The following is a 14,921-nucleotide window of genomic DNA, read 5'->3' on the forward strand; positions in this document are numbered from 1 at the left end:
CGGGAGGAGTTTGATGACAAATGTAACAATGACGGTGAACGGTAAATCCGTCTCCGGCACGGTCAAAGGCAACACGCTTTTGTCCGATTTCCTGCGCGAAGATCTGCGCCTGACCGGCACCCATGTGGGGTGCGACACCTCGCAATGCGGGGCCTGCGTGGTGCATGTGAACGGCGAGGCGGTCAAATCCTGCACCATGTTCGCCGCCGAGGCAGACGGGGCCGATGTCGGCACCATCGAAGGCCAGGCCAATGCGGATGGGTCGCTCAACGTGATCCAGCAGGCGTTTCAGGACCACCACGGCCTGCAATGCGGCTTTTGCACGCCGGGCATGGTTATGTCGGCGGCGGCATTGCTCAAGGACAACCCAAAACCGTCCGAAGCGGAAATCCGCGACTACCTCGAAGGCAATATCTGCCGCTGCACCGGCTATCATAACATCGTCAAAGCGATCATGGCAGCGTCCGGACAGGACGTTCCCGCCGTCGCCGCAGAATAATCATTTCATCTAGGGTGTGTGCCTGCACGCACCAACAGGGAGGAAGACCATGCCGAAGGATCATGGCATTGGCGCAAGCCCAAAGCGGCGCGAAGACGTTCGCTTTCTGACTGGCGCTGGCAATTATACCGACGATATCAACGTACATGGCCAAGCCTATGTGCATTTCCTGCGCTCGGACCTGGCGCATGCCAAAATCAATAGTATCGACACGTCCGAGGCCGAAAAGATGCCCGGCGTTGTCCGTATTTTCACCGGGGCCGATTTCGAAGGCGTGGGCGGTCTGCCCTGCGGCTGGGAAGTGACCGACAAACATGGCCAGCCAATGAAAGAACCGGCCCACCCGGTTCTGGCGCAAGGCAAGGTGCGCCATGTTGGCGACCCGTATGCCGCTGTGGTCGCTGACACGCTCGAACAGGCCCGCACCGCCGCCGAAGCCATCGTTGCCGATTTCGAAGAGCTGGACGCGGTGGTCGATATGGCCAAGGCGCTCGATGCCGGAGCAACCAAGGTGCATGACGATCTTGATGACAACCTGTGCTACGACTGGCAATTCGGCACCGACACCGAAACGACGGACGCCGCCTTTGCCAAGGCCGCGCATGTCACCACACTCGAACTGGTGAACCAGCGCCTCGTCGCCAACCCGATGGAGCCGCGCGTGGCGGTGGGGGACTATTCCCGCGCCAATGATGAACACACGCTTTATACCACATCGCAAAACCCGCACGTCATTCGCCTGCTGATGGGCGCGTTTGTTCTGGGCATCCCCGAACACAAGCTGCGCGTCGTGGCGCCTGATGTGGGGGGCGGCTTTGGCACCAAGATCTTTCACTACGCCGAAGAGGCATTCTGCACTTTCGCTGCCAAGGCCTGCAACCGCCCGGTGAAATGGACATCGAGCCGGTCCGAAGCGTTCATGTCCGACGCCCACGGCCGGGATCATGTCACCACCATCGAACTGGCGCTGGACAAGGGCAACAACTTCCTTGCCGTGCGCACGGATACCAAGGCCAATATGGGCGCATACCTGTCGACCTTTGCGTCCTCGGTTCCGACATGGCTGCACGGCACGCTGATGGCGGGCAATTACAAGACGCCCGCGGTGCAGGTGAACGTCAAAGCCGTGTTTACCACAACCGTTCCCGTCGATGCCTATCGCGGCGCAGGGCGTCCAGAAGCCACCTTCCAGCTTGAGCGCGTGATCGACAAGGCCGCGCGCGAATTGGGCGTTGATCCCATCGCGCTCCGCCGTCAAAACTTCATCACGCAATTCCCCTACGCCACGCCCGTCGCCGTCGAATACGACACCGGCGATTACGAAGCGACCATGGCCAAGATGGAAGAGCTGTTGGACATCCCGGGCTTTGCCGCCCGTCGCGCCGAATCCGAAAAGAACGGCATGCTGCGTGGTCTTGGCATCAATTGCTTCATCGAAGCCTGCGGCATCGCGCCGTCCAACCTGGTTGGCCAACTTGGCGCGCGGGCCGGTCTCTATGATGCCGCAACCGTGCGGGTGAACGCCACCGGCTCGATCAGCGTCATGGTCGGCGCACATAGCCACGGGCAGGGGCACGAAACCGCCTTCCCGCAAGTGGTGGCCGAAATGCTGGGCATTGACGAATCGATGATCGACATTGTCCACGGCGACACCTCGAAGATCCCGTTCGGCATGGGCACATACGGGTCGCGGTCCCTGGCGGTCTGCGGCTCGGCCATGGTGCGGGCGACCGAAAAGATCATCAACAAGGCCAAGAAAATCGCCGGTCACATGCTCGAAGCCTCCGAAAGCGATATCGAGCTCAAGGACGGCCAGTTCACCGTTGCGGGCACCGACAAATCGGTCGCCTGGGGGGATGTGACGCTGGCCGCCTACGTGCCGCATAACTACCCGCTTGAGGACATCGAACCGGGGCTTGAGGAAACGGCGTTCTACGATCCGGCCAACTTTACCTACCCGGCGGGCGCTTATGCCTGCGAGGTCGAGGTGGACCCCGAGACCGGCAAAGTGACCATCGAAAAGTTCGTCTCGGCGGATGATTTCGGCAATGTGGTCAACCCGATGATCGTCGAAGGCCAGGTGCATGGCGGCATCGCCCAGGGCATCGGTCAGGCGCTTTTGGAGAACTGCGCCTATGACGAGAACGGCCAGCTTTTGTCGGCGTCCTACATGGACTACGCCATGCCCCGCGCGGATGACCTGCCGCATATGGCCGATTACGTGGTCGACCATTCCTGCCAGACGCCCTGCACGCACAACCCGCTGGGTGTGAAGGGCTGTGGCGAGGCCGGGGCCATCGGCTCGCCGCCCACGGTGGTGAACGCGGTGATCGACGCGCTTCATTCGGGGGGGCACACCCACGTCAACCATATCGACATGCCCGTTTCGCCCGCCCGCGTCTGGGCCGCGATGAACAGCCAGTAAGGAGGGCTGACCATGTATAGCTTTGACATCGAACGCCCCACATCTGTTGCCGACGCGGTAAAGGCGCTGGCCACGGACGAGGCACAACCCCTGGCGGGCGGGCAAACCCTGATCCCGACGCTGAAACAACGTCTGGCGGCTCCCTCCGTTTTGGTCAGCCTGTCCGGCATCAACGAGATGAAGGGTGTCTGCAGCATGGATGACGGCCGCCTGTCTATCGGCGGCGGCACGACCCACGCCACCGTCGCCGCCAAAGCCACCGCGTTTCCGGGCCTTGCCTCCCTAGCGGCCAATATCGGCGACCCGGCGGTGCGCAATCGTGGCACCATCGGCGGGTCTCTGGCCAATAACGATCCGTCTGCCTGCTATCCGGCGGCGGCGCTTGCGTCGGGGGCCACCATTGTCACCAACACCCGTGAAATCGCCGCGGATGACTATTTCCAGGGCATGTTCACCACTGCGCTGGACGAGGGCGAGATCATCACCGAGGTGCGTTTTCCGGTGCCGGAAAAATCCGCCTATATGAAGTTCGAACAACCCGCATCGCGCTTTGCGCTGGTGGGTGTGTTTGTGGCCAAGTTCGCCGACGGCGTTCGCGTGGCGGTGACCGGCGCGTCCGAAGACGGGGTCTTCCGCTGGACCGAAGCCGAGACGGCCCTGTCGTCCAACTTTTCCTCGGACGCGGTGCCAGCGGCCCCTTCTGGCGACGGCATGATTTCGGACCTGCACGGCACTGGTGAGTACCGCGCCCATCTGGTGGCTGTCATGACCAAACGCGCGGTTGCCGCGGCTGGCTGATCGGCCCCTGTTCGGAACACAACAACACCAGCCCCGCCGCAACGCGGGGCTGGTCTGTCTTTGGCCCCGGATACACCCATAACATCTGGACCTCTGTGAACGCTGTGATATCAGACCCGCAATCAACGCGCGCCATTCAGAGACCATCATGACCCCATCCAAACGTATCGTCCTATCCAGCGACCACGCCGCCATTTCCCTGCGCCAGACCATTGCCGACCACCTGGCAAAGCAAGGCTGGGATGTCGTTGATATCGGCCCGACCAGTCCCGAAAGCACGCACTACCCCAAACATGGTGCCGACGCGGCACAACGTGTGGCCTCTGGTGATTGCGCGCTGGGGATCGTGCTTTGCGGTACAGGGCAGGGCATCATGATGGCGGCCAATAAGGTCAAGGGCATCCGCTGCGGTGTCTGCGCCGACACGTTCTCGGCCAGAATGATCCGCGCGCATAACAACGCCAACATGCTGTCGCTTGGCGCACGCGTCATCGGCGAGGGGCTGGCACTTGATATCGTCGATGCGTTCACGCGCACAGAGTTCGAAGGCGGCCGCCACGCCACCCGCGTCGACATGATCAACGAAATCGAGGCTTAACCCGCGCGTCCCTCAAAACAGCAGGACAGCTCGCCCGTTTTGAAAAGGGCGTATCGGTCAAATTGGCGGGTGCTGCCACATCCCCAAGGGACAGCCGCCCATTGCCCTTTGGTCGATAAAATATGCGAATGCCGATCCTGTCCAACCCTCTGCTTGCGCATGATTTTTCCTGTAAATTACCCGGATTGAGCGAAAAATCTCTGAAATGTTCTGATAAAACGCGCAAAGGCCCGGGAAATTCACTAATACTGGCCCTGGATGGGACAGCGGCGCAAGATCGCACGACCACCCGGATTGCAGGGCGGCAGCTCTTCAATTCGTAAAAAAGAACACATTCGGAGGACAGTATGTCAGTCAAAATAGTCATAGGGCTTGACGGCACAGACACCGGTGAACGCGCGCTTGCGTTTGCCAAGGATCTGGCGTCAAGGCTGGACGAGTGCGAGTTGCTGGTCGTCTACGTGATCGAATGGTCGCCCTACACGTTCCAAACAGCGGCAGAAAACGCAGAACGCCACAAGCGCCGCGAAGATGAAATCGCGCTTGCCACCACGCGCATTGTCGATCCGGCGGTCAAGGCTTTGACCGATGCGGGCTTCAAGGCCAGCGGAATGGTGCGCCATGGGGATGTCGCCGACACGCTGAACCGGCTCACCGTCGAAAACGGTGGGTCGCAAATTATCGTGGGCCGCGGCTCTTCGGGAGGATTCAGCAAACGGGTGTTCGGCACCTCAACACAAAGCCTTGTGATGCATGCTGACGTGCCGGTCACGGTCGTTGGATAAGGGGGACGTATGAAAAAGACATCGACATTCTGGCTGACCGCATTGGCTACAGCCGCAGCGACCGGCCCTTTGGCGGCCCAGGACGCGGTTGGCATTGATGCCCGCGTCAACGAAATTTTCGCGAACACCACCGGTCCGTTTGTGAACCTGATTTTCGCCCCGTTTCCGGGCACAAGTTTTCCGTGGATCGTCATGTGGCTGGTCATCGCTGCGACGATTTTCACCCTCTATTTCGGCTTTGTGCAGTTCCGGTTCTTCAAACATTCCGTGCAACTGGTAAAAGGCGACTATTCCGATCCCAACGACGCAGGCGAGGTCAGTCATTTTCAGGCACTGGCCACAGCCCTGTCCGGAACTGTGGGCCTTGGCAACATTGCAGGCGTCGCCGTTGCCGTCGGCATCGGCGGGCCGGGGGCCACGTTCTGGATGATCCTGGCCGGGCTTCTGGGCATGGCCTCGAAATTCACCGAATGTACGCTGGGCGTGAAATACCGCAATGAATATCCGGATGGCACCGTGTCCGGTGGCCCGATGTATTACATCTCCAAAGGCTTTGACGAACTGGGCCTGCCGGGCGGCAAAATCCTTGCCGTTCTGTTTTCGATCTTCTGTATTCTGGGAGCGCTTGGCGCTGGCAACATGTTCCAGGCCAATCAGGCGCACGCGCAGATTGCCAGCATCGTGGGGGATTACCCAGGCTGGATCACCGGGGTGATCTTTGCGGCCATCGTCTTTGCCGTCATCGTCGGCGGGATCAAATCCATCGCCAACGTCACCGAAAAGGTCGTGCCCTTCATGGGCATCCTTTATGTCGGTGCCGCTTTGATCATTCTGATCGTCAATTATGACAAGATCGGCTGGGCCTTTGGCCAGATCTTCGCCGGGGCCTTCACCGGTCTGGGGGTTGCAGGCGGCTTTGTCGGGGCGCTGATCCAGGGCTTCAGACGTGCGGCTTTCTCGAACGAAGCGGGCATCGGCTCTGCCGCGATTGCGCATTCTGCGGTGAAAACCAAGGAACCCATCACCGAGGGCTTTGTATCCTTGCTGGAGCCGCTGATCGACACGGTGGTGATCTGCACAATGACCGCCTTGGTGATTGTCATCTCGCAACAGCTGATCACTGACCCCGCAACCGGCAACTACGTCCTGAACGAAGCGGGCACGGCGATTGCCACGGTTGGCGACACGTCCGGTGTCGCCCTGACCTCGGCGGCCTTTGGGGCTGGCATCAGCTGGTTCCCCTACGTGCTGGCCGTCGCGGTGGTGCTGTTCGCGTTTTCGACCATGCTTTCCTGGAGCTATTATGGCCTCAAGGCGTGGACCTATCTTTTTGGCGAAGGCAAGACGACGGAACTGGTCTTCAAGATCATCTTCTGCATCTTTGTCATTCTCGGAGCAGCCGCGTCGCTTGGTCCGGTCATCGACTTCTCGGATGCCGCAATCTTTGCCATGGCGGTGGTCAACATCTTCTGCCTCTACTTCCTGATGAAGTTGGTCAAGAAAGAGCTCAACTCCTACGCCGCGCGTTTGCAAAGCGGGGAGATCAAGAAGTTCACGCATTAAACAACCGAACCCGCCATGCGCCTGGCATGGCGGGTTTTTTACGGTTCAACCGTACAAAACGGACATTCCGTACAAACGGCATCAAAAAGATAATAGGGGGTTAAAGGGTCCGAAGCGGACCCAATGTTTCGCGCGCGAAACAATTCGGACCGATTGAGCCAACGGCAAACAAACTGTCCGGGGACAGTTTGAGATGAGAACCGGCGGAGCCGTGTTATAGGCTGACCTTTCTGATCGGCCATGTTACACAGCCGCGAAACAAGTCACCGGTGACATCATGGCCAAGACCCCAAGCGGCAAAAACACCTCCGGCCGCGGACAGCGTGACCTTAAGGTCAAGGTCAAATCCGCCCGAGGCCGCAAGCTCAGCTCGACCCGCTGGTTGCAGCGACAGCTGAACGACCCCTATGTCAAACGCGCCCAGACCGATGGGTATCGCGGACGTGCGGCGTATAAGATACTGGAACTGGACGAAAAATACCGGTTCCTTGTGCCCGGCGCCCGCGTTGTCGATCTGGGTTGCGCGCCGGGTGGCTGGTGTCAGGTGGCGGTGAAACGGGTCAATGCGCTTGGCGAAAAGCCTGGCAAAAAGGTGGGCACCGTGTTGGGGATCGACTTGCAAGAGGTCGAACCCATCGCAGGGGCCGACATTCACCAGCTTGATTTTCTTGACGAAGGTGCCGACGAGCAGGTCAAGACCTGGCTTGGCGGCAAGGCGGATGTGGTCATGTCCGACATGGCTGCGTCAAGCTCGGGACACAAACAAACCGACCACCTGCGCATCATTCACCTGTGCGAAACAGCCGCCTATTTCGCCTTTGACGTGCTGGACGAGGGCGGCACATTTGTCGCCAAGGTTCTGGCCGGTGGTGCAGAGGGCGAGCTGCAAAAGCTTTTGAAACAACGCTTTACCAAGGTCATGAATGTCAAACCGCCCGCGTCGCGGTCAGACAGTTCTGAGAAATTCGTTGTGGCAACCGGCTATCGCGGCGCGTCGGAGGATCTGGGTCTTAACGACTGAACCGCCATCGTGCGGAGCCGCAACGCCACATCCGCCCGCAGCGTTTCCGGCTCTGCCGGGGTGCGCACCGCGCCGTTTTGGATGGCACCCTGACGGCATAGTTCAAACAACCGGGCGACACCCGGCTCGGACGGGCCTGCGCGCGGCAGATCTCGGTTATGTCTCATAAGGCCTCCCCAGGCGGTCTGACATATGCCTTTCCGTGCCTGATGAATGCGGCAATTTTATGCTGGCGGTTTGCCGGGCTTTTGCCGTGCGAAAAAACGCCTGTTGATGTCGCCTTTCTGGTTGCACAGGGGCGACCGCACCGGCAGTCTGCCGGAAAACGGAAGGGACATCATGCCATTAGCATTGAACCGCGAGGTGTTCATCACCTGCGCCGTCACCGGATCGGGCAGCACTCAGGACCGCAGCCCTCATGTGCCGCGTTCCCCCAAAGACATTGCCGACAGCGCGATCGAGGCGGCCCGGGCAGGGGCCGCGATTGTGCATTGCCATGTCCGTGATCCAGAGACAGGCGCGCCGTCGCGCAAGCTGGAGTATTACCGCGAGGTCACGGACCGGATCCGCGCGTCCGAAGTGGATGTGGTGCTGAACCTGACCGCCGGTATGGGCGGCGATATCACCTTTGGCCCCACACACGCGCCGATGCCGGTCAACGAGGCCGGAACCGACATGATCAGCGCAGAGCAACGGGTCGCGCATATCGCAGAATGTTTGCCCGAATTATGTACGCTGGATTGCGGCACGATGAACTTTGCCGAGGCCGATTACGTGATGACCAACACACCCGGCATGTTGCGCGCAATGGGCCGGATGATGACAGAACTGGGGGTGAAACCCGAAATCGAGGCATTCGACACCGGTCATCTTTGGTTCGCCAAAGAGCTGGTCAAAGAGGGCATCCTTGAAGATCCGGCCCTGGTGCAACTGTGCATGGGGGTGCCTTGGGGTGCGCCGGACGATCTGAACACCTTTATGGCCATGGTGAACAACGTGCCCGATCACTGGACGTTCAGCGCGTTTTCGCTGGGCCGCAACCAGATGGCCTATGCCGCTGCCGCGACCTTGGCTGGGGGCAATGTGCGGGTCGGGCTGGAGGACAACCTGTGGCTTGAGAAAGGCGTTCTGGCCACCAATGCGCAGCTGGTCGCGCGCGCGGTGGGCATCGTCGAAGGCATGGGAGCCCGCATTATCGGCCCAGAAGACGTGCGTGCAAAACTTGGCCTGACCAAGCGCGCGCCGCGTGGCTGATGGCCGTCAACGGGATGCGGGGATGCATCGTCTCTTTCGCAAAGCCACGGCGAATGCGGTAAAGGAGCGGTTGGAATGACAAACAGTGCAGCGATCATCGGCGGCGGCGTCATTGGTGGCGGTTGGGCCGCGCGGTTTGCGCTGATGGGCTGGCAGGTGCGGGTCTATGACCCTGACCCAGAAGCCGAGCGCAAGATCACCGAGGTGATGGAGAATGCCACCCGTGTCCTGCCCATGCTGTACGAAGCGCCGATGCCAGAGCGCGGCACGGTGCGCTTTGTCGGATCAGTGGCCGAGGCGGTTGAGAGCGCGGACTGGGTGCAGGAAAGCGTGCCGGAACGGCTGGATATCAAGCACCGTATGTTTGCCGAAATACAAGCGGCCTGTCCGCAAGATGCGGTTGTGGCGTCCTCGACATCGGGGTTCAAGCCGTCGCAATTGCAGGACGGCGCAGCGCGCCCGGGACAGATCCTTGTCGCGCATCCTTTTAACCCGGTCTATCTGTTGCCGCTGGTGGAATTGGTGCCCAGTGCCGCGTCAGATCCGGCGATCCTCGCGCGGGGAAAAGAGACGCTAACGGCCCTTGGCATGTATCCGTTGCATGTGCGTGCCGAGATCGACGCGCATATTGCCGACCGGTTCCTTGAGGCCGTGTGGCGCGAGGCGCTTTGGCTGGTCAAGGACGGCATTGCCACAACCGAAGAGATCGACAATGCCATCCGCTATGGGTTCGGCCTGCGTTGGGCGCAGATGGGATTGTTCGAGACCTACCGGGTCGCCGGAGGCGAGGCCGGGATGCGGCATTTCATGGCGCAGTTCGGGCCCTGTCTGAAATGGCCGTGGACCAGGCTGATGGATGTACCCGAATTTACCGACGAATTGGTCGATCTGATTGCGGATCAGTCCGACGCGCAGTCCGGGGGGCGGAGTATTCGCGCGCTTGAACAGCTGCGCGACAACAATCTGGTGGCCATTCTGCGCGCCTTGAAACAGCAGGACGCGGCGGCGGGCGCACTGATCAAGGCGCATGATGGCAGATTGCGCGGGCCTTTGCGTGCCGAGGTGCCGTTGGTGACCGTGCGCCGCAAGGTGCCAGTCGATTGGACAGATATGAACGGGCATATGAATGAGGGCCGATACGGGCAGCTGTTCAGCGATGCCTCCGAAGAGCTGATGGCCCATGTCGGCGCGGATCAGGCATATATTGCTGCCGGTTACAGCTATTTCACAGCCGAGACATCGGTAAAATATCTGAACGAAACCCATGCGGGGCAAGACATCTATGTGACAACGCGGGTGACGCTGGGACAGGGCAAAAAGCTGCGCCTGTGGCACGAGATGTGCCGCGCGGCGGATGACACCGTTCTGGCGACCTGTGATCAGTTCCTGCTGCATGTCTCGCTGGAAACGCGCCGGTCCTGTCTGCCACTGCCAGAGGTTCTGTCAGCGGTCGAAGCCCTCGCGGCGCAGCATGGGGAGTCGACATGAATTTTGGTCTGAGCGATGAACAGGAAATGATTGTCTCGACCGTGCGCGATTTTGTCGAGCGCGAGATCTACCCGCATGAAGCAGAGGTTGAGCGGACGGGCGAGGTGCCGGAGGAGGTGGCCCGGCAGATCAAGCAGAAGGTGATTGATCTGGGCTTTTACGCTTGTAACTTTCCCGAAGAGGTGGGCGGTGCCGGATTGAGCCATCTCGACTTTGCTTTGGTGGAGCGGGAACTGGGCCGCGGGTCCATGGCGCTGACGCATTTCTTTGGGCGTCCGCAGAACATCCTGATGGCCTGCGAGGGCGATCAAAAAGAGCGTTACCTGTTGCCTGCTGTGCGCGGCGCGCGGATGGATGCGCTGGCGATGACGGAACCCGAAGCAGGGTCCGATGTGCGCGGCATGGCCTGCACGGCGCGGCGCGACGGCGGCGATTGGGTGGTCGATGGCACCAAACACTTTATCTCAGGTGCGGATCACGCCGATTTCTTTATTGTGTTCGTGGCCACAGGCGTTGATGAGACCCCGAAAGGGCCGAAAAAGCGGATCACCTGTTTTCTGGTGGATCGGGGTCATCCCGGTTTCACGGTGCGCGATGGGTATCGGTCGGTCAGCCATCGCGGATATAAAAACTGTATTCTGGAATTCGATACGTGCCGTCTGTCCGATGCACAGGTGCTGGGCGAGGTGGATGGCGGGTTCGAGGTGATGAACACCTGGCTTTATGCAACCCGTATCACCGTTGCGACAATGTCGGTGGGACGCGCGCGACGGGTGTTTGACCATGCATTGGCCTATGCGGCCGAGCGCAAACAGTTTGGTCAGCAGATCGGCAAGTTTCAGGGCGTCAGTTTTCAGATCGCCGATATGATCACCGAAATTGATGCTGCGGATTGGTTGACGTTGGCAAGCGCCTGGCGGCTGGATCAGGGGCTGCCAGCAAACCGCGAGATTGCCAGTGCGAAGCTATACGCAACCGAAATGCTGGCGCGGGTGACCGACGCCACATTGCAGATCCACGGAGGTATGGGATTGATGGATGATTATCCCATCGAAAGGTTCTGGCGCGATGCGCGGGTTGAGCGGATCTGGGACGGCACGTCCGAGATCCAGCGACACATCATCAGCCGCGATTTGTTGCGACCTTTGGGGGCGTAACTGTTTTGATTTACCCTTTTTTCACCCATGTAACAGATTCTTCGGCAGAAGAATCTGGGGCCGCTCCAGAAAATTCTGGGGTGTCCTGGTGGTTGGGACTGACCACTTTGAGAGCAAATTGTGACCACCCGCGCCCTTGACCGTCTGTTCACGCCGCGCCACGTGGCGGTGATCGGCGGCGGAGCGTGGTGCCGCTCGGTTTTCGACGGGTTGGGGCGCATTGGGTTTGACGGTGCGATCTGGCACGTTCATCCGACCGCTGAAGATGCGGTGCGCAATGTGGAGGATCTGCCCGCTCCTCCGGATGCCAGCTTCGTGGCCGTGAACCGCAAATCCACGGTTCAGGTCATCCGGCAGCTGTCGGCCATGGGGGCGGGCGGGGCAGTTTGCTTTGCCAGCGGGTACGCCGAAACAGCTGACGGTCATTTGCTGGACGCTGCGCTGCTTGATGCGGCCGGGGATATGCCGATTGTCGGGCCCAATTGCTATGGGTTTGTGAATGCGCTGGACGGTGTTGCTGTATGGCCGGATGTGCATGGGCTGGTTCCGGTAACGCGCGGCGTCGCCATTCTGACGCAAAGTTCGAATATAGCGCTGAACCTGTCGATGCAACGGCGTGGCCTGCCCATTGGGTTTCTTGGCACAGCCGGCAATCAGGCGCAGATCGGGATCAGTGCGATGGGGCAGCACCTGTTGCAAGACCCCCGCATCACCGCCCTTGGCCTTTATATCGAAGGGGTGGGCGAACTGTCAGCGCTGCAGGCGATGATGCAAACCGCCCATGCACTTGGCAAACCGGTGATCGCCCTGAAATCCGGTCGGTCGGACGCTGCTCAAAGCGCGGCTTTGTCACACACCGCCTCGATGTCAGGATCGGATATCGGGGCCACTGCCTTGTTCGACCGGTTGGGCATCGTCCGAGTAGATACATTGTGCGCACTGACGGAAGCGTTGAAACATGCTCATCTTTTCGGACAGGTGACACCGGGCCCGATTGCATCCTTGTCTTGTTCGGGGGGGAGGCAAGTCTGATGGCGGACGGGGCAGAGGCGCGCGGTTTGCGATTTGCGCCGATCACACCGGCGCAGGATGTGGCACTGGCCGACCGTCTTGGCACATTGGTGACGCGGACCAATCCGCTCGATTATCATACGTTTATCTGGGACGATGCCGATAAGATGGCAGAGGTTTATACGATTATGGCCCGGGGGTCTGCTGCGCTGACGGTGGTTTTCGCCGATTTTCCGCGCGCCGACCGCTGCCAAACGGTCGCCTGGCGCTGTGTGCAGACGGCCTGCGTTGCCGCGCGTGAGGCATCTGGCACACCCATCGCCGTCTTGGCGTCTTTGCCGGAAAACATGCCGGAGGACATGGCCGTTTGGTTTATGACGCAGGGCATTCTGCCCCTCAACGGGTTGGAGGCCGGTCTGGAGGCGTTGGCCGCCTTGTACTCTGATCGGCCTCAGGCGGATGTGGATCGGGACATCCTTGTTCCGTGCTGTCAGACGAAGATGACCTTGTTGGACGAAGCCGACGCCAAACGCGCCCTTTCTGCGTTCGGAGCAGACATTCCGCGTCATGCGATTGCGGATTCGCCGGATCACGCGGCCACAGGAAGTGAGACGCTGTTACCCGTTGTGCTCAAGACGCGCGGCCTGGCGCATAAGTCAGAGAGCGGAGGCGTGGTTTTGGGATTGGACACGCTCGACGCGGTGCGCGCGGCGGCAACCCGGATGCATGGATCGTCTTATTATATAGAAGAGATGGTGACCGATGGTCTGGCAGAACTTCTGGTGGCTGTTATCGCTGATCCTGCCCATGGCTATATCCTGACGCTTGGGGCAGGCGGTGTTCTGACCGAATTGTGGCGCGACACCCAGCATCTTTTGTTGCCCGCGACCGAAGCAGAGGTTGACGCGGCACTGTCGCGGTTGCGGTCTGCGCCTGTGTTGTCGGGATATCGTGGGGGCGCAGCTTGTGACCGGTCGTCTGTGTTGCGTGCGGTGATGGCGGTGCAGGATTATGTCATCGCGCAGGATGGCCGTGTGGCCGAGGTTGAGGTCAATCCCTTGATCGTGACACCGACACGGGCGGTGATTGCGGATGCTTTGATACGGAGAGAGGTCTGATGGACACACCACTTCATTTGGAACGGCGCGGGCATGTTCTGGAGGTCACGTTGAACCGGCCCAAGGCCAATGCGATTGATCTGACAACAAGCCGCGCGATGGGAGAGGTGTTTCGCGAGTTCCGAGACGATCCGGAATTGCGCGTCGCTTTGTTGACCGGGGCCGGGGACAAGTTCTTTTGCCCGGGTTGGGATCTCAAGGCGGCGGCCGACGGGGATGCGGTGGATGGCGATTACGGCGTCGGCGGTTTTGGCGGTCTGCAAGAATTGCGGGATCTCAACAAACCGGTCATCGCTGCGGTGAACGGAATTTGCTGTGGCGGCGGGCTGGAGCTGGCTTTGAGTGCCGACATTATACTGGCCGCCGATCACGCAAGTTTTGCCTTGCCGGAAATCCGGTCCGGCACGGTGGCGGATGCGGCCTCTGTGAAGATGCCGAAACGCATTCCCTATCATATTGCGATGGAGATGTTGCTGACGGGCCGGTGGCTTGATGTGGAAGAAGCCGCGCGGTGGGGATTTGTGAATCACGTGTATCCGGGCGGCGACCTGATGGACGAGGCGCGTCAGATGGCTGACCTTTTGGCGTCCGGCCCTCCTCTGGTTTATGCCGCGATCAAAGAGATCGTCCGCGAGGCGGAAGACAAGACTTTTCAGGACATGATGAACCGTATCACAAAGCGTCAGCTTGCGACGGTTGATGTGCTCTACGACTCAGAAGATCAGCTGGAAGGGGCGAAAGCCTTTGCCGAAAAGCGCGATCCGGTCTGGAAAGGACGCTGAGTCTGGGTGAGTCTGGTGCTTTCCCTAGGGGTATGTGTGGGTAAGCCTGTGGATAACCGCATAACCTCGGGGTGAGAGGCAGAGCTTGTTTGCTGGCCTATGTTTCGAAACAGGATTTTTGAAAAGAAAAACAGCATGATTTCAGTGGGTTGCCTGGAATTTGAAGAATTTTCAAGATTCCTGCGATTTTCTGCTTGCGGTCCTGCGGTCCCGACTCTAAATACCCCCTCACCGGCGGCGCTGAGGTGCACGTTGGGACGCAGGGCGGGACGGACGGACAGTGGTTCGGATGGAACGTGAGGCGGATAACTTAGGGGTTTGTCAGGCGGGCGCGCCGGAAGATTAGGGCGCACTGGTCTGGTATTTGTCTCTGGGTTGCTCTTTGACATTGATAATATCTGAAGAGATATGCGGGCGGTTTG

General features: G+C 60.0%; 14 protein-coding genes. 13 read left to right on the top strand and 1 reads right to left on the bottom strand.

Annotated elements, in window-relative coordinates:
- The first annotated feature begins 13 nt into the window (after nt 1-13).
- From ACG74X_RS06330 to ACG74X_RS06360, 7 genes are all read left to right on the top strand, one after another.
- Nucleotides 14-499 (top strand): (2Fe-2S)-binding protein, encoded by a 486-nt coding sequence (locus tag ACG74X_RS06330; protein WP_411233311.1) that lies wholly within the window; start codon nt 14-16, stop codon nt 497-499.
- A gap of 49 nt (nt 500-548) precedes the next feature.
- The gene (locus tag ACG74X_RS06335; RefSeq protein WP_411233312.1) at nt 549-2,924 is read left to right on the top strand and encodes a xanthine dehydrogenase family protein molybdopterin-binding subunit; all 2,376 of its coding nucleotides are present in this window, start codon (nt 549-551) and stop codon (nt 2,922-2,924) included.
- Nucleotides 2,925-2,936: 12 nt separating this feature from the next.
- The gene (locus ACG74X_RS06340; protein WP_411233313.1) at nt 2,937-3,722 is read left to right on the top strand and encodes an FAD binding domain-containing protein; all 786 of its coding nucleotides are present in this window, start codon (nt 2,937-2,939) and stop codon (nt 3,720-3,722) included.
- A 148-nt stretch (nt 3,723-3,870) separates the two neighbouring features.
- Complete coding sequence (rpiB, locus tag ACG74X_RS06345) at nt 3,871-4,320, top strand: ribose 5-phosphate isomerase B (RefSeq protein WP_411233314.1); 450 nt, start codon at nt 3,871-3,873, stop codon at nt 4,318-4,320.
- 347 nt (nt 4,321-4,667) lie between these two features.
- Nucleotides 4,668-5,105 carry a universal stress protein gene (locus ACG74X_RS06350; RefSeq protein ID WP_411233315.1) on the top strand — a complete coding sequence of 146 codons (438 nt, stop codon included), beginning with the start codon at nt 4,668-4,670 and terminating at the stop codon, nt 5,103-5,105.
- 9 nt (nt 5,106-5,114) lie between these two features.
- Complete coding sequence (locus tag ACG74X_RS06355) at nt 5,115-6,668, top strand: alanine/glycine:cation symporter family protein (protein ID WP_411233317.1); 1,554 nt, start codon at nt 5,115-5,117, stop codon at nt 6,666-6,668.
- 277 nt (nt 6,669-6,945) lie between these two features.
- The gene (locus tag ACG74X_RS06360; RefSeq protein ID WP_411233319.1) at nt 6,946-7,689 is read left to right on the top strand and encodes an RlmE family RNA methyltransferase; all 744 of its coding nucleotides are present in this window, start codon (nt 6,946-6,948) and stop codon (nt 7,687-7,689) included.
- Here ACG74X_RS06360 and ACG74X_RS06365 read toward each other — a convergent pair.
- Nucleotides 7,650-7,856, bottom strand: coding sequence for a hypothetical protein (locus ACG74X_RS06365; RefSeq protein WP_411233320.1), 207 nt, complete (start codon nt 7,854-7,856; stop codon nt 7,650-7,652). The genes ACG74X_RS06360 and ACG74X_RS06365 overlap by 40 nt on opposite strands.
- A 172-nt stretch (nt 7,857-8,028) precedes the next feature.
- Between ACG74X_RS06365 and ACG74X_RS06370 the strand changes: the two genes are divergently transcribed.
- The 6 genes from ACG74X_RS06370 (at nt 8,029) to ACG74X_RS06395 (ending at nt 14,499) form a co-directional block, all read left to right on the top strand.
- Entirely contained in the window at nt 8,029-8,943 is a 915-nt protein-coding gene (locus ACG74X_RS06370) for a 3-keto-5-aminohexanoate cleavage protein (RefSeq protein WP_411233321.1), read from the top strand.
- A gap of 75 nt (nt 8,944-9,018) precedes the next feature.
- Nucleotides 9,019-10,431: a carnitine 3-dehydrogenase gene (locus tag ACG74X_RS06375; protein ID WP_411233322.1), complete on the top strand. Its 1,413-nt coding sequence runs from the start codon at nt 9,019-9,021 to the stop codon at nt 10,429-10,431.
- Nucleotides 10,428-11,588: an acyl-CoA dehydrogenase family protein gene (locus tag ACG74X_RS06380; protein ID WP_411233323.1), complete on the top strand. Its 1,161-nt coding sequence runs from the start codon at nt 10,428-10,430 to the stop codon at nt 11,586-11,588. The genes ACG74X_RS06375 and ACG74X_RS06380 overlap by 4 nt, the downstream gene beginning before the upstream one ends.
- A 120-nt stretch (nt 11,589-11,708) precedes the next feature.
- Nucleotides 11,709-12,620: a CoA-binding protein gene (locus tag ACG74X_RS06385; RefSeq protein WP_411233324.1), complete on the top strand. Its 912-nt coding sequence runs from the start codon at nt 11,709-11,711 to the stop codon at nt 12,618-12,620.
- Nucleotides 12,620-13,717 (top strand): acetate--CoA ligase family protein, encoded by a 1,098-nt coding sequence (locus tag ACG74X_RS06390; protein ID WP_411233325.1) that lies wholly within the window; start codon nt 12,620-12,622, stop codon nt 13,715-13,717. The genes ACG74X_RS06385 and ACG74X_RS06390 overlap by 1 nt, the downstream gene beginning before the upstream one ends.
- Nucleotides 13,717-14,499 (top strand): carnitinyl-CoA dehydratase, encoded by a 783-nt coding sequence (locus tag ACG74X_RS06395; protein WP_411233326.1) that lies wholly within the window; start codon nt 13,717-13,719, stop codon nt 14,497-14,499. The genes ACG74X_RS06390 and ACG74X_RS06395 overlap by 1 nt, the downstream gene beginning before the upstream one ends.
- Nucleotides 14,500-14,921 lie beyond the last annotated feature (422 nt).

The organism is Marivita sp. S0852 (genome assembly GCF_046591575.1).
Classification (GTDB): Bacteria; Pseudomonadota; Alphaproteobacteria; order Rhodobacterales; family Rhodobacteraceae; genus Marivita.

Coding starts and splice junctions, on each gene's coding strand:
- ACG74X_RS06330 (WP_411233311.1), top strand. CDS start 14: ATGACAAATGTAACAATGACGGTGAACGGTAAATCCGTCTCCGGCACG.
- ACG74X_RS06335 (WP_411233312.1), top strand. CDS start 549: ATGCCGAAGGATCATGGCATTGGCGCAAGCCCAAAGCGGCGCGAAGAC.
- ACG74X_RS06340 (WP_411233313.1), top strand. CDS start 2,937: ATGTATAGCTTTGACATCGAACGCCCCACATCTGTTGCCGACGCGGTA.
- rpiB (WP_411233314.1), top strand. CDS start 3,871: ATGACCCCATCCAAACGTATCGTCCTATCCAGCGACCACGCCGCCATT.
- ACG74X_RS06350 (WP_411233315.1), top strand. CDS start 4,668: ATGTCAGTCAAAATAGTCATAGGGCTTGACGGCACAGACACCGGTGAA.
- ACG74X_RS06355 (WP_411233317.1), top strand. CDS start 5,115: ATGAAAAAGACATCGACATTCTGGCTGACCGCATTGGCTACAGCCGCA.
- ACG74X_RS06360 (WP_411233319.1), top strand. CDS start 6,946: ATGGCCAAGACCCCAAGCGGCAAAAACACCTCCGGCCGCGGACAGCGT.
- ACG74X_RS06365 (WP_411233320.1), bottom strand. CDS start 7,856: ATGAGACATAACCGAGATCTGCCGCGCGCAGGCCCGTCCGAGCCGGGT.
- ACG74X_RS06370 (WP_411233321.1), top strand. CDS start 8,029: ATGCCATTAGCATTGAACCGCGAGGTGTTCATCACCTGCGCCGTCACC.
- ACG74X_RS06375 (WP_411233322.1), top strand. CDS start 9,019: ATGACAAACAGTGCAGCGATCATCGGCGGCGGCGTCATTGGTGGCGGT.
- ACG74X_RS06380 (WP_411233323.1), top strand. CDS start 10,428: ATGAATTTTGGTCTGAGCGATGAACAGGAAATGATTGTCTCGACCGTG.
- ACG74X_RS06390 (WP_411233325.1), top strand. CDS start 12,620: ATGGCGGACGGGGCAGAGGCGCGCGGTTTGCGATTTGCGCCGATCACA.
- ACG74X_RS06395 (WP_411233326.1), top strand. CDS start 13,717: ATGGACACACCACTTCATTTGGAACGGCGCGGGCATGTTCTGGAGGTC.